This window comes from Deltaproteobacteria bacterium (genome assembly GCA_016709225.1).
Taxonomy (GTDB): Bacteria; Myxococcota_A; Polyangia; order Nannocystales; family Nannocystaceae; genus Xiheibacterium; species Xiheibacterium phototrophicum.
Map to the genome: position 1 here is coordinate 486,658 of JADJEE010000001.1, position 21,457 is coordinate 508,114.

Here is a 21,457-nt window from a genome sequence, read left to right on the forward strand (position 1 = left end):
GTCAGGTCGAGGCGTCGCTGGCGGGCGCGCGCGGCCGCGCCACCAGCTCGGCGAAGGTCGTGTCGGCGATGATGTTGCCGCGCTCGCGATCGAGACGCTGCAGCAGCGCGCCCAGCTCGTCCTCGCGCGCGCCGATGGTCTGGTCCTTGTCGAACAGCACGAGCACGTCGAGCACGCGGATCTGATCGAGCGGACAGCCGGGGATCACCAGCTGCAACGGCTCGGTGGTCTCGATGACCCAGCCCGCGCGCTCGAGCGCGTCGACCACGTCGCCGACGTGGTCGAGCCCGAGCCGGAAGCGCTCACCCAGCGCCTCGATCGAGATGCCGACACGGCGACTGGCGAAGTGGTCGCAGATCGCGAGCATGATGCGCGCGGCGGTGCGTCCGGTCGGGCGCAGGTACGAGCTGCGCGCGAGCACGTAGCGGTTGATGAAGCCCTGCAGCGCGATGGCGCGCTCGCTGTGCACGGCGTAGGTGATCTCGGCGCCCAGCAGCACGACCATCCACGACAGGTATGCCCACACGATCACGATCGGTAGCATCGCGAGCGAGCCGTACATGCCCTCGTAGGTGCGCAGCGCGAAGCGGGTCGCGTAGAAACCGAAGCCGATCTTGGCCAGCTCGAGCAGCGCCGCGGAGATCGAGCCGCCGATGAGCGCCGCGCGCCAACGCACCCGCGTGTAGGGCAGGAAGCGGTTGAGCAGCACGAGGCCGGCAAACGACAGCAGCACCGGTGAGGCCAGCACCACCGTCACGCCCGACAGCAGCGGCGTCGCGAGGCTGAACAGCATGAGCAGCGGGCCCAGCGTGGCCAACGTGTAGAACATCGTGAACTGCACGAGCACGCTGCGCCGCCGCGCGACCCGCCAGATGCGGTTGAAGGTGCGCTCGAGCGTGGAGAACAACACGAACGCGATCACCAGCGTGGCGAGGAAACCCCACGCGCCGAGCCGCGACAGCGTGACGTTCTGCGCGAGCGCGAGCGCGCCGGCGGCGAGCTCCGCGGCGCGCTCGTTCTCCGGCACCAGCGCGCGGAACAGGCTCTCGAGCAGGCTCGCACCGGCGCTGTCGTCCATCCACGCCACCACCAGCAGCGCGACGCCGATGATCGGCACGGTCGACAGCAGCGTGTGCATCGTGAGCAGGCCCGACATGCCGGCCGCGCGGTCCTCGATCGCCCAGCGTCGCAGCACGTACATCGTCATGAGCCACACCCGGCGTCGCGCGCTCGGGCGGTACTCGGGCTCGTCGGGCACCACGCGCGCCCGCACGCCGCGCAGGCGCGACATCGCGGCCGATGACAGCGAGGCCTCCGGCGCTGTCGCGTCGAGCTTGGTGCCGGCGTAGTGCGCCGCCGCGTCGGCGAGCGCGTTGCGCCCCGATGGAGGTGTGGACGCCGCGGTCTCGCCGGCCTGCGCGGGTGGGCTCGGCGCGTCGTCGTGCTCTGGCCGTTGCTCGTCCACCGTCGTCGCGTCGTTTCGCAGCTCGACGACCACCGCGGCGCCGACGGCCGCGATGGCCTAGTTCGACTCGGCGCGCGTGGCCTGGGCAGCCGCGCGCTTCTTGCCGCGCTCGAGCTTCTCGCGCAGCGGCTCCGCCAGCGCCTCGAGCTCCTGGCGCAGGGCGCCCAGGGCCTGCTCGAGCCCGGCCACGCGCTTGTCGCTGAGGCCGTCGATTTCCGGCAGCGCCTCGGCGAGCTTGCGCGCCAGGCCGCTGGCGCGCGTGAGGATCTCGAGCTTCTCGGCGCCCTTGGGCTTGGGCCACAGCACCGGATCGAAGCGCTTGCGCAGCTCGGCCACGGTCTGGCCCTCGTCGAACACCGCCTGGCGCAGCTCCTTGATCAGCTCGCGCGGCGGCTCGGGGCCGAGGTCGCGGCGCGGCCGCGGCTTCTCGGCGTCGTCGAGCTTGGGGTCGGGGGGCAGTCGCATGGCCTTCGAGAGATAGTCGACGGCCTCGTAGCTGGGGATGGTCTTCGCGACGCCGTCCCACGCGAGCACCTGTGGCGCCACCCGCTCCAAGGTCGAGAACGAGATCGTCAGCTTGTCGACCGTCGCGCGCTTGAGCTGGAGCTCATCGGCGCAGTAGCGATAGAAGTCGTCGTACTCCCAGGCTTCATAGGCACGGTCGCGGCGCACCGCGACGAGCTTGCCCGCGAGCTCGACCCAGCTGCGCTTGAACTGCTGCGCGCAGCGCAGCGCGTCGAGGCGCGCGGCGTCGGCACCGGAGCGTTCGAGCTTGCGCAGCAGGGCTTCGAGCTTGTCCGTGGCGGCGACCAAAGCGTCTCTTCCGAGGACCGCGTATAGCACCCCCGCGGCCAAAGATGGTAGCGTGGAGGTCGTGGGCGGCTCCGCTCCATCCGCCACGGCCCAGTGGTCGCCGGGCGCGTCGCCGGCGTCATCGGTCGCCGGGGGTGCCACGCGACCGTTTCGCCACGGCATCGACGAGGGCGGCCCCCGCGATGCGGCGCTGCCGGCCGGCGCGGTGATCGGTGGTCGCTACCGCGTCGTGCGTGAGCTCGGCCAAGGCGGCATGGGCCGCGTCTACGAGGCCGAGCATCTCTCGCTCGCGAGTCGCGTCGCGCTCAAGATCCTGCGGGCCGACAAGCGCGGGCCCGAGTACTTCGCACGCTTCCGGCAGGAGGCCGAGGCCGCCAATCTCGTCGGCCATCGATCGATCGTGCGCGTCATCGACTTCGCGTCGCCCAACGAGCCGGTCGCGTACATGGTGATGGAGCTGCTGCGCGGCCGCTCGCTCGAGGAGTGGCTGAGCGGCCCCGGCGACCTCCGCGACGGCCTCACCTACCTCGCCGAGATCGCCCATGGGCTCGATGCCGCCCACGCCGCGGGCGTGGTGCATCGCGATCTCAAGCCCGCCAACCTGTTCCTGCACCGCGGCAACGACGGTCGCGTGCAGCCGAAGATCCTCGACTTCGGCATCGCCAAGCTCGCGGCCAGCGACCACACCGCGATCGCGACCGCGGCGGGCACCGTGCTCGGTACGCCGTACTACCTCGCACCCGAGCGAGCGCTCGGCAAGCCGCTCGATCCGCGCGCCGATCTCTACAGCCTCGGCGTGATCCTGTACGAGCTGTTGACCGGCTCGGTGCCGTTCGTCGACACGACGTTCATGGGCGTGCTCGCCAAGCACATCAAGGCGCCGCCGCTCGATCCTCGCCAGGCCGCGCCGGCGCGCAACATCCCCGACGGCGTCGCGCAGCTCGCGATGGCCTTGCTCGCCAAGGATCCCGAAGGTCGTCCCGCAACCGCCGGCGCCGTGGCGGCCGCAATCGAGGCTCAGCTCGCCGCACACGGTGACGCGCTGGCCCGGGTGCGCACCGGCCTGCACGAGCCCTCGGGGGATGCCCAGCCGACCTCGCACATCGACGAGCTCGCGGCGCGTCCGACCGCGGTGCCGGACGCTGCGCGCTCGCTGCACGACGTCGAGACCGTGACCGGGCCCGCGGTCGACGTGTCGTCGGTGTCGCCCGCGGTCGTGTCGCCGGTCGACGACGAGCTCGGGCGCAACGTGGTCACGCAGGGGCGCCAGGTTCCGCGCGTGCCGGCGCCGGAGCTCGCCCCGCGGCTGCCGACCCGCGCGCTGGGATCGAACTCGATGCGCGAGGGCTTGCCGTCGTCTGGCAGGGGCGCGTCGCGGCCGCTGGCGATCGCCGCGGTGGTGATCGCGGTCGGTAGTGTGAGCGGATGGATGATCGCCCGCACGCAGCGACACGGCGGCGAGACGCCGCCGCCGGCCGCCGCTGCGCCGTCGGCCGCCCGCGACCACGCCGAGCCCACCACGCCACCGGCGGCCGCGCCGGCCCCGGTCCAGTCCTCCGCTGCCGCGCTGCCGCAGACGCCGACGACCGCGAGCCCCAGCGACGACGAGCCGATCGACGCGCCGCAGGCCGAGCCCATCGCCGCGCCGCAGGCCGAGCCGATCGCCGCGCCGCAGGCCGAGCCGATCGCCGCGCCGGCGGAGGCGAGCCGTGCCGCCGCCGCGGCGTCGCGGCCCAAGCCCCCGCGCAAGCCCCGACGACCGCCCCCACCGGCGGCGGGTCCGACCGCGCCCACGACCCCCACGCCCCGCCCGCCTCCGCTCAAGGACTGATGTGCCGCCGATGATCCTGCGCTCGCTCGCCCCGCTCGTCCTCGCCTGCGTGACCGCATCGTCGGCCGCACCCGCCCACGCGCGTGCGCACGCGGTGCTCGAGCCCGTCGCCGGGGCGGAGGCCAGCGCCGACGATCTCACCGCGGCGCGCGAGCAGGCCGCGGCCCGCGTCGCCGCTTCGCCGACGCCGGAGAACCTGCGCGCGCAGGCCGAGCTCGCCGAGCAGGCCGGCGACGATGCCACCGCACGCACCGCCTACGAGGCGCTCGAGGCCGCGCTGCCCAAGACCGACGAGGCCGGCCGCGCAGCCGCCCGTCGCGATCGCGATCGCGTCATCGAGCACGCCCGCGGTGCGGTGGCCGACGAGGGCGCGTCCACCCAGCGCGAGCGCCTCGATGCCAGGTGGCGCACCGCTGCGCGGCCGGCCGCGCATCCGCCCAAGGCCCGACCCGACGGGCCGCCGCCGGTGCGCCGCGACGATCGCATCGTTCGCAAGTGGTACTTCTGGGTCACGCTCGGCGCGATCGCAGCGTCGGCCGCGGCCATCACCGGCATCGCGATCAAGGCGGCGCGCGACGACAAGCCCGATGCGCTCGACCGCTCGACCGCACGTCCGCGGGGCACCGCGGGTGGTCCCGCCGGCGCGGTGCTGCGCTTCTAGCGGCCCCGAGGAGCGCGCTCCGATCACCGCCATGGCATCGCGTGCGATCTCGCCGGCCGCCACCGCCCTCGCGCACGCGCGTGGGCTCGCGCCGCTCGTGGGCGTGCTGGCATGCGGCACCGCGCAGCGCGAGGCCCAGGGCGATCGCGACGATGCGATCGCGACGCTCGCGTTCGACGACGGCGCCCGCGTGCGCGTGCTGGCGATCGCGCCCGACCCGGTCGAGCCCGGCGCGGCGGTCACCGTGACGCTGGCGGCGAGCGAGGGCGTCGGCGCGCTGGTCGTGGGCCTGTGGCCACCGCAGGTCGGCGGTCGCGAGCTCGTGCTCGGCAGCGGCGTCGATGCCGAGCTGGCCGCGCGCACGCCCGACGAGCGCAGCGTGTTCGCCGAGGTGCGCCCGGCCGGCGGCGATGTCGAAGCCACGCTCACGGTGCCGTCGCCCTGGCAGCCCCGCACCGCGATCCTCACGGTCGCCCGGCCCAGCGACGGCGACATGGTGCCGGTGGTCGCGGGCCCGCGCACGCGCGACGGGCTCGGGCTCGCGGGGCTGGTGCACGTGGTCGATCGTCCGCCCGTGGTGGTGGCGCAGCGCAGCGTCGCCGCGCTGCAGATCGACGGCGTGCTCGACGAGCCGGTGTGGTCCGGCGCCCGCTGGTATCCGCTCGGCGACAGCCTCGAGGGCGAGCCCGCGGGGCCCACGACCGCGGCTGCGCTCGCGTGGGACGACACCGCGCTCTACGTGGCGGTGCGGGCCCAAGACGACGACGTGTGGTCCGACTACACCACGCGCGACGAGCCGCTGTGGAAGCAGGAGGCGATCGAGCTGTTCCTGTTCGGCGACGCCTCGCGTCGCCGCTACCTCGAGCTGCAGGTGTCGCCGCGCGGGGTCCAGTTCGACGCCCGCTTCGCGCAGTACCGCAAGGGCGACGAGGCCTGGAACGGACGCTGGCAGGCGGCGGTGCAGATCGACGGCACCGTCGATCGACGCGACGATCGCGATCGCGGTCTGACCGCCGAGTTCGCGGTGCCGTTCGCGGAGATCTGCGAACACACCGCGAGCCACTGCCCGCCGCAGGCGGGCGATCGCATGCGCGCCAACGTGTTCCGACTCGATCGTCCGCGCCGCGCCAACCCCATCGCGCTGTCACTGGCGCCGACGCGGGTCACCGACTTCCACGCGCCCGAGCACAGCGCGATCGTGGAGCTGGCACCGTGATGCGTGGCGTCGCATCGCTGGCGGCGGCGTTGCTGGTGGTGTCGGCGTGTCCGGCCACCCGTAGCCCCGAGGACGGCGCGCAGCTGCGGCGCGCGCTGGCGGGGATCGAGCGCGTGCACCTCGAGCTGCGGCCGTCGTCGGCGTGGGCGAGCCACTACGGCGCCAGCAGCAGCCATCGTCTGTCGGCAACCGAGGAGGCGATCGCGGCGCGGCTGCGCGGCGCGGGGCTGCCGACCGATCCGGCGCTGTCGCAGGCGATGCGCGAGCTGGCCCGGCTCGCCCCCGGCCACACCAACATGCCCTCGGCGCTGACCGACGGGCTGCTCGCGTGGGCCGGCGTGATCGACCCCGCGCCGCGTCTGGTGGTGGTGGAGTTCAGCGAGGACCCCGGTGGCTGCTGGCGCGCACCGTCGAAGGCGTGCGACGAGGCCATCGACGATCTCGTGCGGGGAGTCCGGGATGCGACCGATCGCGGGGCCCATGCGGGTGTCGGGGTCGCGCGCACCGATCGCGGTGCGACCCGCATGATCGTCGGCGTGGTCGAGCGCGCGGTGGTGCTGTCGCCGATGGTGGCGCGGATCGGCAGTGGTGGTGCGATCGAGGTCCGCGGCCGCCTGCAGGGCGGACGCGTGCGGCCGGCGATCGACGTGACGCTGCCGAGCGGTCAGGCACGAGCGCTGGGGCTGGCGCGCGGGGGCGGCGAGGGTGACATCGCAACCACGCTGCGCTGCGATGCCGGCGACGGGGTCTACCAGCTCGAGATCCTCGCCGACGGCGAGCACGGCATCGAGGTCGTGGCCAACTTCCCGTTGTTCTGCGGCGTCGAGCCACCGGCCGAGATCGTCGCGGAGGTCGAGCGCCTGTCGCCCGACGTCACCGCGACCGACGTCGCGATCGCGAACCTGCACTTCCTCAACGAGACCCGACGCGCGCGTGGGTTGGCGGCGCTGACCTGGGACGAGCGCGCGGCCGCGGTCGCGCGCGCCCACAGCCTCGACATGCAGCAGCACGACTTCGTCGGCCACGTCTCCCCACGCACGGGCGACGTCGGGGCCCGCTTCGAGCGGGCCGGCATCGAGGCCGGGCTGGTGCGCGAGAACGTCGCGCGTGGCTACGGGCCCGCGGGCATCCACGACAGCCTCATGCGCTCGCCCGGCCATCGCGCGAACCTGCTCGCCGCCGACGTGACCGCGGTGGGCATCGGCGTGGTGATCGGCCCGCCCGAGAGCGAGGCCGCGAATGCGCCGCGGCCGGTGTTCCTGACGCAGAACTTCCTGCGACCGCCGGGCGCGGGCGCGCCGGCCTCGTCGGCGTGGGTGCCGACGCTGCAGCGGCGCGTGGCCGAGCGCCGGCGCGCGCAGGGCCTGGCGGCCGCGCAGTGGGACGACGCGCTCGACGATGTCGCGGCGCGGCTGGCCAAGCTCCGCGCGGCCGGCCGCGAGCCCGGCAACGCCTGGGAGCGGGACGTGTTCGCGCACGGCCACGCGAGCGTCGATGCCCACGCGGTCGTGAGCTCGGAGTACGACGCGCTCGCCGGGGTCGAGCTGTGGCGCGCGCCCTCGCTGCACGCCGGCATCGGCATCGCCAAGGACCGCGACGGTCGCTTCGTGATGGTGGTGCTGGTGGTGCCCTGACGGGGGTCGCCAGCACCAGGCCGATCCGCGTATGCTCGCGCCGCTTCCACGATGGCGACCCCCCATCCCGCTTCCAAGGCCGCGCGCGAGCGCGTCGTGCTCGGTGTCGTCGGCGGCTCGGGCTTGTACCGCATGGACGCGCTGGCCAACGGCCGCACGGTCGAGCTGAGCACGCCGTTCGGGCGACCGAGCGCGCCGTACACCGTCGCGGAGCTGCCGCGCGCCGACGGCTCGGCGCAGCCGGTGGTGTTCCTGCCGCGACACGGCATCGGCCACCGCCTGCTGCCGACCGAGGTCGACTACCGCAGCAACATCCACGGCTTCAAGCAGCTCGGCGTCACGCACCTGCTGAGCGTGTCGGCGGTCGGCTCGCTGCGCGAGGAGATCGTCCCCGGCCACGTCGTGTTCCCCGATCAGTTCATCGATCGCACGCGCGAGCGCGCTGCGAGCTTCTTCGGCGGCGGCGTGGTCGCCCACGTGCAGTTCGGCGAGCCGACGTGGGCGCCGCTGCGCCAGCTCGCGCGCGACGCCGCGGTCGCGGCCGGCGCGACCGTCCACGACGGTGGCACGTTGGTCGTGATGGAGGGCCCGGCGTTCTCGACCAAGGCCGAGTCGCACCTGCACCGCAGCTGGGGCGCGTCGATCATCGGCATGACCGCGCTGCCCGAGGCCAAGCTCGCGCGCGAGGCCGAGCTGGGCTACGCCGTGCTGGCGCTGGCGACCGACTACGACTGCTGGCACGAGGCCGAGGCCGAGGTCAGCGTCGAGGCCGTGATGGCCACCGTCGCGGCCAACGTCGCACTGGCGCAGCGCAGCATCCTCGAGCTGGCGCGGCGCCTGCCCGCGAGCAGCGAGCAGCTGCCGTACCCCGAGGCCTGTCGGTTCGCGATGATGACCGACCGCGCGCAGATCACCGACGAGGCCCGCGCGCGCCTCGATCTCATCATCGGCCACTACCTGTAGAGGAAAGCACGAACATGTCCACTCCACGTCCCCGCCTGCTGGTGGTCGGTAGCGTCGCCATCGACTGGATCATCACTCCCCGCGCCGAGCGACCCGAGGCGGTCGGCGGCTCCGCGACGTTCTTCTCGATGGCGGCGTCGTACCTGGCGCCGGTGCGGCTGGTCGGCGTGGTCGGCCACGACTTCCCGGCCGCCGCCATTGCCGACCTCGAGGCCCACGGCGTCGACACCGATGGGCTCGAGATCGTCGGCGACGGCCTGACCTTCCGCTGGAAGGGCCGCTACCACGAGAACATGAACAGCCGCGACACCCTCGACACGCAGCTCAACGTGTTCGCGTCGTTCGAGCCCAAGCTGCCGGCGTCGTTCCGCGACAGCGAGTACGTGTTCTTGGCGAACATCCAGCCCGACCTGCAGCTCGAAGTGCTCGCGCAGGTCGAGAGGCCGAGGGTCGTCGGGCTCGACACCATGAACCTGTGGATCGACATCGCGAAGCCGGCGCTGCTGAAGGTGCTGGGCAAGGTCGACGCGCTGCTCATCAACGAGGAGGAGGCCAAGCAGCTCTCGGGCGAGCACAACCTCGTCAAGGCCGCCAAGGCGGTGCAGCGCATGGGCCCGCACAGCGTGATCGTGAAGCGCGGCGAGTACGGCGCGCTGCTGTTCCACGGCGACGACGTGTTCTCGGCGCCGGCGCTGCCGCTCGACGAGGTCATCGATCCGACCGGCGCCGGCGATGCCTTCGCCGGCGGCTTCATGGGCTGGCTGGCGCGCAGCGACGAGCCCCACGGCGCCCAGCTGCGCACCGCGATGATCTACGGCTCGGTGCTCGCCAGCTTCGCGGTGCAGGGCTTCTCGTACGATGGCATCGGCTCGCTGGACGCCGAGGCGATTCGGGCCCGTTTCGACACCTTCGCGCAGCTGACCGACTTCCGCCGCGCAGAGCTGCGATGATGGCGGGCGGCGGTGGCCATGGCGCAGGTGCGTGACGACTTCAGCCTGCTCGAGGCCTGGCGCGGCGGCGACGAGCCCGCCGGGCGCGAGCTGTTCGAGCGCTACTTCGACGCGGTCTATCGCTTCTTCCGCAACAAGGTCGACGACGCCGCCGAGGACCTCGTGCAGCAGACCTTCATGGGGCTGGTGCAGGGGCGCGATCGCTTCCGTGGCGACGCCAGCTTCCGCACCTACGTCTTCATGATCGCGCGCAAGCGGCTGTACTCGTACCTGCGCGATCGCGATCGCGCGCGCGAGCCGGTCGAAGACGGCACCACCTCGGTCGCCGACCTCGGGCTGGTGTCGCCCTCGCGCGCGGTGTTGGTGCGGCAGGAGCAGCACCTGCTGCTGCAGGCGCTGCGACGGCTGCCGATCGAGATGCAGGTCGCGCTCGAGCTGTTCTACTGGGAGGAGCTCGGCGTGGCCGAGATCGCCGACGTGCTCGAGACACCGATCGGCACCGTCAAGAGCCGTCTGCAGCGCGCGCGTGTGCGGCTCGACGAGATCATCGTGCAGCTGTCCGAGTCCGACGCGCTGCTCAAGAGCACGATGGACAACTTCGATCGCTGGGCGCGCGAGCTGCAGCAGCACCTGCGGCCGCAGACGCCACCCAAGGCGTGAGCCGTCGATCGGGCCGGGCAGTGCGCCTCGGACCCCGTCGTCGCTTTTGCGCGAAGCCGTTCGCGCGCTCGGGCCATGCACCAGCGCCATGACCATTGCTTCGCGTTGGACACTGACGGGCCTGCTCACCTCCACCCTGTGCCTGCCGGCATGCGGCGACGACACCACCAGCGGTGATACCGGCGCGAGCAGCTCGGGCGGCAGCTCCGCCGACAGCTCGGCGGGCAGCACCTCGGCGAGCACCACCGAGGGCTCGAGCAGCGCGGGCTCGAGCGACGGCAGCTCGGGTGGTGGCTCGAGCGGTGGCTCGAGCGGCGGTGGTTCCAGCGGGGAGTCGAGCGGTGGCTCGAGCGGCTCCACCGGCGCCGAGGGCTCGAGCAGCTCGGGCGGCGTCGAGGGCTCGAGCAGCTCGGGGGGCGAGACCTCCGGGGCCGGCTGTGCATGCAATGCCGGCGAGTACTGCGACTGGCCCGACGACCAGTGCGGCGCGGGGCAGGACGGCGTGTGCCTGCCGCTCCCCAACGCCTGCCCCGACGTGGTCGACCCGGTCTGCGGCTGCGACAACAACACCTACGGCAACGATTGCGAGGCGGCGGCCGCCGGCGTCGACGTGGCGTTCGCGGGGCCCTGCGAGATGCCGGCCTGCGATTGCCAGGACGGCGAGTACTGCGACTGGCCCGACGACCAGTGCGGCGGCGGCGAGGCCGGCGACTGCGTCGCGCTGCCCGACGCGTGCGACGACGTCTACGACCCGGTCTGCGGCTGCGATGGCGCGACGTACAGCAACGAGTGCTACGCCGCACTCGAGGGCGTCGACGTCGCCTACGCGGGGGACTGCGCGGTCGTTGCGACCTGTGACTGCGGGCCCGGACAGTACTGCATGGTCGGGGCCGGCATGTGCGGCGCCGAGGATGGCGTGTGCACCGACATGCCGATGATCTGCGGCGCGATCTATGCCCCGGTCTGTGGCTGCGACATGCAGACGTACTCGAACGAGTGCGAGGCGGCGGCGAACGGGGTCAACGTCGCCTACGATGGCGACTGCTGAGCGACGCGGCAACCCCGGGCCGCAGGCACGCGACGGGCACGCGTAGCGTCGCGCACGGCCCCAAGCGCGGGGCAGCGCGTCAGAACGAGGCTTGGACGCCGAACAGCGTCATGAACGAGCCCGCGGTGTCGCGCTTGGGGTCGAACGTCTCGGTCGGCGTCCCGTCGCCCTGCTGGAACGGCTGCTCGTGCACGACGCCGCGCAGCTGCAGCACGAGCTTGAGCCACCGGCGCACGCGGAAGCGCAGGTCGACGTTGGGCGACGCGATGAACCGCAGGCGGTCGCTGATGAGGTCCTGCTGGGAGCGGAACGGCAGCGACACGCCGAGCCCCAGGCCCACGCCGATGCCGATGCGCTGGTGGGCCGAGAACACCAGCGCGGGCTCGAACAGCAGCCGCGCCCAGCCGGTGTCGCGGCCCTGGCTGGTGGCCGTCGTCGATGGATCCGTGGTCGTGGTGTCGTCGCGCTTCACCACCGCGTAGCGCCCGAGCGTGCCGCCGAAGCGCAGCTCGACCGCGAGCCGCGAGAGCTTGGGCTTGCGCGGGCGAATCTCGATCGCGAACATGCCCAGGCCGCTGAAGTACAGCGGCGGCTGGCTCACGCCATCGTTGTAGGTCGACCATGCCGGGCCGCCACCGACCGCGAGCATGACGTTGAAGCCGATGCGCCGCGCCATCCGCTCCGACGGTCCGAACTCGATCTTGCCGCCCGAGACGGTCGCGATGCCCTCGTCGTAGTTGCGATCGCCGACCGGCCGGAACCGCACCGGCTCGCACGAGGCGCCCGGCACCTTGAGCTGCAGGTTGGGCACGTGGGTGACGCCGTACTGCTTGGCGGTGCCGTCCTCGCCGAACAGCTCGACCCGCGAGATCTGGTTGTCGGGTACGTCGGTCTTCCAGCGGCTGACGTCGGCGTCGAGGTGGATCTCGTCGGCGCCGACGTAGGACGACAGCGTCTGACCGGTGTGGGCCAGCGTGTCCTTCCAGCGCTGCACCGGGCCGGTCTTCTCGAAGGTGACCTCGATCGGCAGCTCGAGATCGATCGCCTGGCGATCGAAGGTGCCCGGGCAGCGGTAGTCGCAGCCGGTCTTGGTGGGCTTGCCGCTGCACTCGATGCCGTTGGCGAGTGTGGCCGCCGGACACTTGTCCATCGGGTAGATGCAGGCCGGCCGACGCCAGCTGAAGCTGACCTGCTTGAAGCGCAGCGCGAAGGGGATCTTCTCGGGCCACGGGCCGTCGTAGCGACCGCCGAAGCGCGCGCCCAGTCGGGCGCCGCGGGCCTGCAGCTCGACGTCGATGGTGCCGAGGCCGAGCGGCGCCTGGGGCAGCCGCACCTGCAGCACCTCGGTGTCGACCAGCGGGCCGACGCAGCGATCGACGTCGAACGCGACCCCGTGCACCCGCACCGCCAGTCGCTCACGGTCCTCGGGGCCGATGGTGGTGCGCGGCAGCGTGAGCTCGACGATCTGACACCGTGGCACCAACGGCAGCACCACCAGCACCTGCCGCGCGCCGTGGCCGGTGCCCTCGGCGGGGTCCTCTCGCACGCCGCGCTCGCTGCGTTTGTGGGGGAGATACGAGCCGCCGAGGCTGCGCGCCGTCACCACCACGCGGTCGAGATCGGCGTCGACACCGATCGCCGCGATGCCACCGGTCAGCCGGATCGACTCGATGCGGGGCGGCGAGCCCTCGAGGTGTTCGAGCAGCACGAACAGCGGCCGCGGATCCTCGGTCGCGCCGCCGTCGGCGAGGCTGTCGTAGGTGCACGCGGCGTAGAAGTCGTTGGCGTGGGTGAGGCTCGCGGGCAGGTCGACGCGCGGTCGGCAGTCGCCGATCGGATCATCGCTGCAGCGCTGCGAGTCCGCCGAGCCGGCCTCGCCGTCCCACGCCGCCGGCAGCACCCGCCACTGCGTGCCGCCCACGCCCCCGGCCGCGCTGACGCGCTCGGGCTGCGACTCGAGCAGGTCCCACAGCCGATCGCGGGCGCGCTCGCTCCTGGCCTCGGCGACCACGCACAGATGCGTCGGCGTGGCACCCGACTGCGGGCGCAGATCGAGCGTGACGACGCCGCGTCGCTCACCCGCGCGCGCGACGGCCGGGTCGAGTCCCCACCACGCCAGCAGGCCCGCGCACACGCACGCCGCCCAACACCACGACGCGAGCCGCCGCGCGACTACTCGGGTGCGGCGGGCGTGCACGCCTCGTCGTCCTCTTTCTGACAGAGGTAGAACTGACCGCAATCGGTCTTGGGCTCGAGCGTGTCGATCATCCACGCGTCCTTGGTCCGCCGACAGCGATAACACTGATCCTGGTCGCCGAGGATCATGGTCTCGCGCTTGGCCGACGTGCCGACGCGGGTCTTCTCGTCCTCGTGGAAGTAGCAGTGCTTGCGGCCGCGTTCGTGGGTGAGGCCGCCGTCACGACTGGCGCCGCGCGGCGGGGCCTTGGCGGCCGGCTCGGGGGCCTGCGGCCCGCCGCGCTCGGTGGCCCCGGCCGGCACCGAAGGCCCGCGGACGCCCGCGGTGGGCACGCGCGACGGCGGTGCGGCGTCGGGGATCACCGGGCGATCGTCGTCGGCCGGCTCCCGCGACTGCAGCGGCTCGGGGTCGGCGCTGGCAATCGCGTCGCCGGTGTCGAGCGTCGCCGGCTCGAGCTCGCCACTGCGCGAGCCGACCAGCACGCCGACGCCGACCGCCGCGGCCAGCAGCGGGCCCAGCACCACCGTGCGCCGCCACCACGAACGCGCGACCGCGGGATCGACCAACGCGTCGCCGAGGCGATCGAGCAGCACGCCGAGGCCGGGGTGGCGTTGCGCCGGATCGGCCGCGAGGCCGCGGATGATCTCGGCGTGGACCCACGGCTTGACCTTGGTGTCGAACGGCGGCGCGACCACGCGGCCGGCCCGGACCTCGCGGCGGTAGCGGGCGACGGTGGTGCCGTCGAACGGCGGCCGGCCGTACAAGGCCTCGTAGAGCGCGACGCAGAAGCTGAACTGATCGCTGCGTGCGCTCGCCAGCTCGCCGCGCTCGAGCTCGGGCGCCATGTACTTCGGCGTGCCGAGCAGGGCGCCGGTGCGCGTGAGGCTGGCCGCCACCGGCGTGTCGGCCAGCGCGCTCGCGTCGGGCGGCAGCTCCTCTCCCGAGCCGCCCTCGAGCGGCGTGGGCGCGCCGGCGAGGCCGAAGTCACCGACCCGGACGCGTCCGTCGCTGCCGACCAGCACGTTCTCCGGCTTGAAGTCGCGGTGCACGATGCCGGCGCCGTGGGCCGCTGCGAGCCCGCGCCCCGCGGCGATGTACATGCGCAGGATGTCGTGCCAGTCGAGCTCGCCACCGGCGATGCGGGTTGCGAGCGACTCACCGTCGACCAGCTCCATCGCGATGAAGACCCCGTCCTCGACCGCGCCGACGTCGTAGACGTGGATGACGTTGGGGTGGGCCAGCCGCGCCATCGCCCGCGCCTCGCGGACCAGGCGCGCGCGTGCGGTCGCGGTCTCGGTGTCGCCGACCGACTCGGGGTTCATCAGCTTGACCGCGACGTCGCGATCGAGCTCGGGATCGTGGGCGCGGTAGACCACGCCCATGCCGCCCTTGCCGATGCGGCCCTGCACCTGATAGCGACCGACGTGGACCGGCTGCTTGGGCCCGCCGAAGATCCGCGAGGCCACCGCGGCACGGGCCCGCTTGGCCTCGACGTCGTCGAAGCGCGGCGTCGCGAGGCGGATGGGATCGTCCGCGCGCGGCTGCGGCAGCTCGGCGGGCTCGGTCACGCCGGCGAATTTACACGACCGGGGCGGGTCGGCGCCGCCGCGGGTCGCAGTGGCGACCCTGCGCCGGCATGCGCAGGCCGGCGCCTGTGCCCTGGCGCCGCGGGCTCGCAGCCGCCGCCGTCACGTGGGCGCGTCGGCCGGGCGCACCGGCAGCGGGCCCGCGGTGAGGCTCACGGCGTGCCGCACCAGGCCCAGTGCCACCGCCAGCAGTGCGCACGCCCGGGTCGCGCCGATCGCGTTGCCGCCGCCTTGGACGAGGGCCCACACTCCGAGTCCGGCCGCGCCCCATGCCAGCAGCTGTAGCAGCAACGAGGCCGCGAGCACGCGCGGCTGCTTGAAGGCTTGGAGGTAGCCGAGCAAGGCGGTGCCGGGGTGCACGCCGCGGGCGTCGTGCACGACCACGCCGACCCGCGAGAGATCGAGGGCGCAGGTCGCCAGTGCCCACACGACCAGCAGCGCGATCGGTAGCGCAGGGCCGCCGACACCACCGAGCGTGCTGCCGACCACCAGCACGATCAACACCCGCAGGCCGCCGTGCCAGGCCGTGGTCGCGAGCGCGCCCGGCAGCACCGTCAGCCACCGCGCACCGAGCTCGCGGGCGCGCTGCGGGCCGCCGTGCAGGCGCAGCAGCACCGCCGGTGCGACCAGACTCCACACCACCAGGCCGAGCAGACCCGAGAGCATCATGCCCACCAGCGCGCCGACCAGCAGCTGCGGGTGCCACGAGCCCAGCTCCGCGGCCGCGTACAGGACGTGGTGATCGGGCAGCACGAAGTCGTCGAGCGCCGCCGCCACGTGGGTGCGCAGCGCGAAGGCGGCGGTCGCCGCGATCGCGATCTCGACCAGCCAGATCGCGAGCACCACGGGCCACGCGCGGATCACCTGGCGCACCGCGTTCATGGTCCGACCCCCACCAGCACCAGCAACGCGGCCGCCTCGGCGGCGGCGCCCAGCGGCCCCGACAGCCCGTCGTCGACCCCGGCGCCGGGGGCGACGCGGGCGTTGTCGAGGCGGTGGGCCTCGAGCAGCAGCTTGCCCTCGGGGTCGATGCGTACCGACTGCACGTGGTGGCCGGCGAACTCGAGCGTCAGCGTGCGCTTCGCACCCGACCAGATGCGCCGCACGACGGTGTCGTCGTCGAGCGTGATCGCCAGCTCGACCGGCACCACGAAGTCGCCGCGGCGGTGGATCACCACCACCGCCTCGTCGGCCGCACCCTCGGTGTCGGGCGGCTCGCCGCCGACCAGCACGCCCTCGTCGTTGCGGTGCCAGCCGCCGGCGGCGACCGCCTTGCGGTTGACGATCGCGTGCACGCGGTAGTCGACCTCGGCGGTGTCGCGCAGGCCGGTGGCGAGGTAGGCCGCGACATCGAAGCGGACCTGCGCGGTCGCGGGATCGTCGGGGTCGGCGGTGCCGAGCACCACGTGGGCGCCGATGCCGTCGACCAACGCACGCTCGAGATCGGCGCCGGTGGGGTGGGCGAAGCGCTGCGCGATCGCATAGTCGTGCAGCGCGCGATCGAAGGCCTCGTGGCCGACCACGTTGCGCAGCGTCAGCATGAGCGCGGCGGTGCGGCGGTAGACGGTGCCGCCGTAGCCCCCGATGACCGGCGAGAACGCGTCGGCGTCCTGATCGATGCTCTGCAGGGTGTCGACGTCGTGCTGGGCCAGGCGCACGAAGTCGTCGGCGAAGAGCGACAGCGGGCCGACCCGCACCACCCAGCCGTCGACCCCATCGCGATCCTCGAGCACGAGCGCGTTGCTGGTGGTGTTCATGCCCTCGTCGAGCCACGGCTGGCTGTACTCGTCGGAGGCCAGCAGGCCCTGGAAGTACTGGTGGCCGAACTCGTGCACGGTGGTGAACACGCCGCTGACGCGCTCCTCCAGGCCCAGCGCCCGCACCGGCCACGCGATCGGCTGCACCGCGCTGGTCGTGAACAGCGTCGGGTACTCCATGCCCGCAGCCCCCTCGGCGCCGTCGGGCGGATGCACGATGGTGATCGTGCTCCACGGGTAGGGCCCGAAGCGCCGCTGCATGCTGTCGAGCGCGGCCCGCTGCGCGTCCTCGTGGGCGGCGACCGAGAACGCGTGCTCGGGGTGCAGCAGCTGCCGGATGCGGATGCCGTCGTGCTGGGCGGTGTAGACCAAGTAGTCGGGATCGGCGGTCCACGCGAAGTCGTGCACCAGCTCGGCGCGGTAGCGCAGCTGCTGCCGCACGCCGTCGTCGTGCTGCTCGACCTGGATGCCGGTCGCGCCGACCACGAAGCGCGACGGCACGTCGAGCACCACGTCGTAGTCGCCGAAGTCGCTGTAGAACTCGCTGTGGTAGGTGAACGGGTGCGCGCGCCAGCTGCCATCGGGCTGCAGCACGCCGGGCTTGGGGAACCACTGCCCGACCATGTGGAAGTCGCCGCGGTAGCCGGTGCGCGCGAACACCTGCGGCAGCTGGGTCACGAAGTCGAGCTCGAGCTCGATGGTGTCACCGGGCGCGAGCGGGCGATCGAAGCGCAGCTCGCCGAGGGTCGGCTCGGCCTGCTCGGTCATCACCAGGGGAATCGCGGCGCGCTCGCGGGCGGCGTCGATGCGGCTGACGCTGCGGACGTCGACGTAGCCCCAGCCGCCGGGCTCGTGGGGCGCGTTGCCGCGGTGGCGTCCGCGGCCCTGCACCATCCAGGTGGTGTCCGGGGCCCGGAACGCGTTCATATAGAGGTGCAGCGGCATGCGGTCGACGGCGACGCGGCTGGTGTTGCGCCACCGCAGCGTCGCGTGGCCGTCGATGCGATGGGCCTGCTCGTCGAGGGTGGCGCGGATCGACCACTGCTGCACGCGCGCGTCGGCCGGCACCACACCGAGCATGGCGGGCTCGCGCAGCGGCGAGCTCGGCTCCGGGGTCGGCGCGGGCGCAGCCGGCACGGTGGGACCACAGGCCGACGCCATCACGAGCGCGAGCGCGGCCTGCAGACGACGGCTGCGGCGAGCGAACGCGAGCGGGGGCGCGGAGCTGGGAGTGCGCAGGGACAACGCCGGTCACAGCGCTACCACTGCCCGCATGCCTTCGGCAAGGCGAGGGTGCATGCGGGTGCGATCGCGTCGCGGCGTCGCACCGGTGGCCTGCTAGACTGCGGTGCGCCGGTGACCGAGGCGAGCGACTCCCACGCGACGGCACGCATGACGTGGCCGCTGCAGCTGCGCGCGATCGACGAGTCGACCCTCGCCACGTTCGCGCGCGCGCTCGGTCAGCAGCTGCGCCACGGCCCGGGGGTCGCCGAGGCCGGCGCGCTGCTGCTGTTGTCGGGCCCGATGGGCGCCGGCAAGACCACGTTCACGCGCGCGCTGTCGATCGGCCTGGGCGTGACGCGACCCGATCGCGTGTGCAGCCCGACCTTCAACCTGTGCCGCGAGCACGACGGGCCGCTGCCGCTGGTGCACGTGGATCTGTGCCGGCTCGGCGAGCTCGGTGGCGACGACGAGGGCAGCGCTGCGTTCGAGGCACTCGGCCTCGACGAGCTGTTCGCCCGCGCGGCCGCAGGCGCGTGCGTGCTGGCGATCGAGTGGGCGCAGCTGTTGCCGGTGCCACCGGTCGGCGCGCTGTCGCTGACGCTCGCGCGGGGGGCCGCGCCGCACCTGCGTGCGCTCGAGGCCGCTGGCGTGACGGCGTGGGAGCGCCCCCTCGCGGCCGCTTGGGCCGCGTGCACGGCCGAACCGCCACCGTGACGCCGGTCCCGGTCGGCGGCCCGCGTGGGCCCGATCCGGCCCAGGTCGTCCGCCGGATTCCGTCAATTTCTGCGAATCCCGGCCCCGCGGGGCAGATCTCCGAAGCGACCCGCGGAATTCGGGCGAATTATGCACGATTGCAGGGGGGCTACCTCCGAAACCCCCTTTGCAAGCCCGCGGGAGCGGGATTAGAGTGCGAAGCACTGTTGGTCTCGCAGCTTGGCCGCGTTTGCGGGCAAAGCGATGCCGAAACTTCCAGCGAACGCACTCGAAACACGCACTACAAGCGAGGATCACCATCATGGCGAAGTCGTCGAAGCCCAAGGAAATCGTTGTCGTCGGTTCGAAGGTCAAGGAGGTCATCAAGGAAGCTGGCCTCCGTAGCGACGGAGAACTGGTCCAGGCCGTCTCGGACAAGGTCCACGACCTGCTCGCAGACGCGATCAAGCGCTGCAAGGACAACAACCGCAGCACCGTTCGCCCGCACGATCTGTGATCGGCGAGCGCCGCCGACCTCGTTGCGGTCGGCGGAACTCTCGGCCAGACGCCGCCCAAGTCGCCCTGTGAAGGGAGCTTCGGGCGGCGTTTGCATTGGCCCCGCGAGGTCGCAACGATCGAGCCCGAAGGTCTGCCTTGTCGTTCCCGATCCACCGCGCCAGCTACCGCACGCTCGACCCCGACTTCGTCGGCCCGGTGTTCGTCGCCGACATCGATCGCACCTACCTGATGACGCGGTTCTCGAGCTTCCAGGGCATGGCTCGCATCCCGTTCGAGCGCGCCGAGGACAAGCAAGACATCGAGGGCATGGCGCGGCTGTTCCGCGAGATCCGCAACGGGCCCGATGCGTCGGGCCGCGACACGCCGCTGTACTTCGTCTCGGCGAGCCCGCGACAGCTGCGGCCGGTGATCGAGCGCAAGATGGCGCTCGACGGCATCGGCTTCGACGGCACGACCTTCAAGGACTGGGGCGCGGTCGCGTTTCGCATGCGCCTGCATCGGCTCAAGGAGCAGATCGGCTTCAAGCTCACCGCGCTGCTGGCCCACCGCGCCGAGCTGCCGCGGGGCGCCGAGGAGTACCTGCTGGGCGACGACCTCGAGCACGATCCGCTGACCTACTGCCTCTACGCCGACATGACCGCGGGTCGCATCCGTGACGACGACGCCGCGCGGATCCTGGCCTTGAACGGCGTGCTGCCGGTCGACGCGAAGGCGATCGCGTCGTCGGTGCGGTACCTGCAGCGCGGCCGCGGGGTCTCGCGCGCGCTCATCCGCCTCGAGCGTCACGATGCGCCCGAGGCCTTCCTCGACTTCGCGCCCGGGGTCGTGCCGTGCACCGGCGCGTTCCAGATGGCGCTGGTGTTGTGGCGCCTGGGCTGCATCGCCCGCGCGGGCATCGGCCGCGTCGCCTCGGAGATGACCCACCGCGGCGTCGAGCCGGCCAAGCTCACCGCGCAGCTGGCCGACCTCGTGCGCCGCGCGGTGATCGATCCCGACGATGGCCAGCAGCTGCTGGACGAGCTGGTCGACAAGTCGCAGGCCGCCGCGATGCCGCAGATGCCCGGCGTCGACGAGGGCTGGGCGCGCGCGCAGGCACGGCCGCTCGATCGCGTGTGGACGCCGGGGCGGTACCTCGGGGACTGAAGCGGGGCTCACCCGGCGGAGGCGAGGCGGGGTCGTTGCAATGGCGGCGTCATCGTCAGCGCCATCGTCGGCGGACGATCGCGTTGGCGCGACCGTGCGGGGGCCCGGCGAGCAGCCAGGCCTCGTGCGCGTCGATCCACAGCGGACGGATCCACCCCAGCCCCACCGGTGGGCGCAGGTCGATCGTGGGCGAGCCATCGAGCGGCGTCACCCAAGCGTGATCGGGTCCGTCGATCACGAGCACGCGATCGTCGTCGGCGACCATGCCCCATCCGCCGCGGCCGTCCCCGCCCGGCACCGCGCCGTGGGCCCGCCGATCGTCGCCGCGCGTCGTCGCCGACCACAGGCTGGGATCGTGGAAGCCGGTCGCGACCTCGTCGGCTTCGATCCAGATCACGCGCGCGCGCGCTCGATCGAGGGTGACCTCGCTGGTCGCGCGTGGGCTGCTGGTCCATGGCGTGAGCACGCCATCGGCGATGCGACCGAGCCGGTGGCCATCGACGCTGCGCACGATGATGGCGTCGTCGATCGCCCGGGGATGGACCCAGCCGTCGGTGACGACGGCACCGTCGGCGCGACGCAGCCCCATGTGATCGAGCCCGACCCACGCCGCCGTGTCCCCGACGGCGAGGCCGACGACCACGTCGTCCATCGCCACCACTCGCGGCGCGCCGCGGTCGAGGTCGACGAGCAGCTCGTCGGCGAGCGAGCCGTCGACGTGCAGGGCGACCGCCAACCCGTCGTCGCCGACGGCGACCCGGGCCGTGCAGCCGTCGTCGGCGTCGAGGCGATGCGAGATCGCGAACACCGGTGCCGCGCCGAGCGGGCCGACGCTGGTGGTCCAGCGCCCGAGGTCGGGTGTGAAGGCGGTCGCGACCAGGTACGGTACGCCGTCGATGCTTCGCACCGGCTCGTGACCGCCGACGACGAAGCTCCCGTCGGCGGTCGTCACCCTGCAGCCTTCACCGCACGAGGCCCAGCTCGGCGTGAGCATCGCGAGAGCCGCGTCACTCGCGACGGTCGCGCCGCAGCGCGCAGCCTCGCTTGCGCGGGTCCACGCCGCCGGGGCTGCTCGAGGTGGTGGAGCGACCGCCTGG

Annotated in this window: 18 protein-coding genes; 11 read left to right on the forward strand and 7 right to left on the reverse strand. The window is 73.0% G+C overall.

What is annotated here, in order from left to right; genetic code table 11:
* Position 1: 1 nt before the first annotated feature.
* Positions 2-1,465 carry a YihY family inner membrane protein gene (locus IPH07_02030; protein ID MBK6916156.1) on the reverse strand — a complete coding sequence of 488 codons (1,464 nt, stop codon included), beginning with the start codon at positions 1,463-1,465 and terminating at the stop codon, positions 2-4.
* Positions 1,466-1,522: 57 nt separating this feature from the next.
* Positions 1,523-2,278, reverse strand: coding sequence for a hypothetical protein (locus IPH07_02035; GenBank protein MBK6916157.1), 756 nt, complete (start codon positions 2,276-2,278; stop codon positions 1,523-1,525).
* Between the two features lie 61 nt (positions 2,279-2,339).
* On the opposite strand from IPH07_02035, the gene IPH07_02040 reads away from it, so the two are divergent.
* The 8 genes from IPH07_02040 (at position 2,340) to IPH07_02075 (ending at position 11,241) form a co-directional block, all read left to right on the forward strand.
* Positions 2,340-4,109, forward strand: a complete 1,770-nt coding sequence (locus IPH07_02040; protein MBK6916158.1) for a serine/threonine protein kinase — start codon at positions 2,340-2,342, stop codon at positions 4,107-4,109.
* A 10-nt stretch (positions 4,110-4,119) separates the two neighbouring features.
* Positions 4,120-4,770, forward strand: a complete 651-nt coding sequence (locus tag IPH07_02045; protein ID MBK6916159.1) for a hypothetical protein — start codon at positions 4,120-4,122, stop codon at positions 4,768-4,770.
* A 31-nt stretch (positions 4,771-4,801) separates the two neighbouring features.
* The gene (locus IPH07_02050; GenBank protein MBK6916160.1) at positions 4,802-5,986 is read left to right on the forward strand and encodes a carbohydrate-binding family 9-like protein; all 1,185 of its coding nucleotides are present in this window, start codon (positions 4,802-4,804) and stop codon (positions 5,984-5,986) included.
* Complete coding sequence (locus tag IPH07_02055; protein MBK6916161.1) at positions 5,983-7,620, forward strand: CAP domain-containing protein; 1,638 nt, start codon at positions 5,983-5,985, stop codon at positions 7,618-7,620. Before IPH07_02050 ends, IPH07_02055 begins: the two co-directional genes overlap by 4 nt.
* A 51-nt stretch (positions 7,621-7,671) precedes the next feature.
* Positions 7,672-8,583: an S-methyl-5'-thioadenosine phosphorylase gene (gene mtnP, locus IPH07_02060; GenBank protein MBK6916162.1), complete on the forward strand. Its 912-nt coding sequence runs from the start codon at positions 7,672-7,674 to the stop codon at positions 8,581-8,583.
* Positions 8,584-8,597: 14 nt separating this feature from the next.
* On the forward strand, positions 8,598-9,533 hold the full coding sequence (locus tag IPH07_02065) for a sugar kinase (GenBank protein MBK6916163.1): 936 nt from the start codon (positions 8,598-8,600) through the stop codon (positions 9,531-9,533).
* A gap of 18 nt (positions 9,534-9,551) precedes the next feature.
* On the forward strand, positions 9,552-10,193 hold the full coding sequence (locus IPH07_02070; protein ID MBK6916164.1) for an RNA polymerase sigma factor: 642 nt from the start codon (positions 9,552-9,554) through the stop codon (positions 10,191-10,193).
* Between the two features lie 88 nt (positions 10,194-10,281).
* Positions 10,282-11,241, forward strand: coding sequence for a hypothetical protein (locus IPH07_02075; protein ID MBK6916165.1), 960 nt, complete (start codon positions 10,282-10,284; stop codon positions 11,239-11,241).
* 79 nt (positions 11,242-11,320) lie between these two features.
* Here IPH07_02075 and IPH07_02080 read toward each other — a convergent pair whose 3' ends face one another.
* From IPH07_02080 to IPH07_02095, 4 genes are all read right to left on the reverse strand, one after another.
* Positions 11,321-13,438 carry a hypothetical protein gene (locus IPH07_02080; protein ID MBK6916166.1) on the reverse strand — a complete coding sequence of 706 codons (2,118 nt, stop codon included), beginning with the start codon at positions 13,436-13,438 and terminating at the stop codon, positions 11,321-11,323.
* Positions 13,414-15,006, reverse strand: coding sequence for a serine/threonine protein kinase (locus IPH07_02085; protein MBK6916167.1), 1,593 nt, complete (start codon positions 15,004-15,006; stop codon positions 13,414-13,416). The genes IPH07_02080 and IPH07_02085 overlap by 25 nt, the downstream gene beginning before the upstream one ends.
* A gap of 120 nt (positions 15,007-15,126) precedes the next feature.
* Positions 15,127-15,906 carry a hypothetical protein gene (locus IPH07_02090; GenBank protein ID MBK6916168.1) on the reverse strand — a complete coding sequence of 260 codons (780 nt, stop codon included), beginning with the start codon at positions 15,904-15,906 and terminating at the stop codon, positions 15,127-15,129.
* Complete coding sequence (locus IPH07_02095; GenBank protein MBK6916169.1) at positions 15,903-18,026, reverse strand: M1 family metallopeptidase; 2,124 nt, start codon at positions 18,024-18,026, stop codon at positions 15,903-15,905. Before IPH07_02095 ends, IPH07_02090 begins: the two co-directional genes overlap by 4 nt.
* Before the next feature lie 147 nt (positions 18,027-18,173).
* Between IPH07_02095 and tsaE the strand changes: the two genes are divergently transcribed.
* From tsaE to IPH07_02110, 3 genes are all read left to right on the forward strand, one after another.
* Positions 18,174-18,719, forward strand: a complete 546-nt coding sequence (tsaE, locus tag IPH07_02100) for a tRNA (adenosine(37)-N6)-threonylcarbamoyltransferase complex ATPase subunit type 1 TsaE (protein MBK6916170.1) — start codon at positions 18,174-18,176, stop codon at positions 18,717-18,719.
* Between the two features lie 301 nt (positions 18,720-19,020).
* Positions 19,021-19,215, forward strand: a complete 195-nt coding sequence (locus IPH07_02105) for a hypothetical protein (GenBank protein ID MBK6916171.1) — start codon at positions 19,021-19,023, stop codon at positions 19,213-19,215.
* A gap of 137 nt (positions 19,216-19,352) precedes the next feature.
* Positions 19,353-20,360, forward strand: a complete 1,008-nt coding sequence (locus tag IPH07_02110) for a hypothetical protein (protein MBK6916172.1) — start codon at positions 19,353-19,355, stop codon at positions 20,358-20,360.
* Positions 20,361-20,415: 55 nt separating this feature from the next.
* On the opposite strand, the gene IPH07_02115 is transcribed toward IPH07_02110, so the two are convergent.
* A complete protein-coding gene (locus IPH07_02115) occupies positions 20,416-21,312 on the reverse strand; it encodes a hypothetical protein (protein ID MBK6916173.1) in 897 nt (298 codons plus the stop codon).
* Positions 21,313-21,457 lie beyond the last annotated feature (145 nt).

Bases quoted from the DNA above. Each gene is read 5' to 3' on its own strand.
- IPH07_02075 (MBK6916165.1), top strand. From the start codon at position 10,282: ATGACCATTGCTTCGCGTTGGACACTGACGGGCCTGCTCACCTCCACC.
- mtnP (MBK6916162.1), top strand. From the start codon at position 7,672: ATGGCGACCCCCCATCCCGCTTCCAAGGCCGCGCGCGAGCGCGTCGTG.
- IPH07_02050 (MBK6916160.1), top strand. From the start codon at position 4,802: ATGGCATCGCGTGCGATCTCGCCGGCCGCCACCGCCCTCGCGCACGCG.
- tsaE (MBK6916170.1), top strand. From the start codon at position 18,174: ATGACGTGGCCGCTGCAGCTGCGCGCGATCGACGAGTCGACCCTCGCC.
- IPH07_02045 (MBK6916159.1), top strand. From the start codon at position 4,120: ATGATCCTGCGCTCGCTCGCCCCGCTCGTCCTCGCCTGCGTGACCGCA.
- IPH07_02090 (MBK6916168.1), bottom strand. From the start codon at position 15,906: ATGAACGCGGTGCGCCAGGTGATCCGCGCGTGGCCCGTGGTGCTCGCG.
- IPH07_02065 (MBK6916163.1), top strand. From the start codon at position 8,598: ATGTCCACTCCACGTCCCCGCCTGCTGGTGGTCGGTAGCGTCGCCATC.
- IPH07_02070 (MBK6916164.1), top strand. From the start codon at position 9,552: ATGGCGCAGGTGCGTGACGACTTCAGCCTGCTCGAGGCCTGGCGCGGC.
- IPH07_02105 (MBK6916171.1), top strand. From the start codon at position 19,021: ATGGCGAAGTCGTCGAAGCCCAAGGAAATCGTTGTCGTCGGTTCGAAG.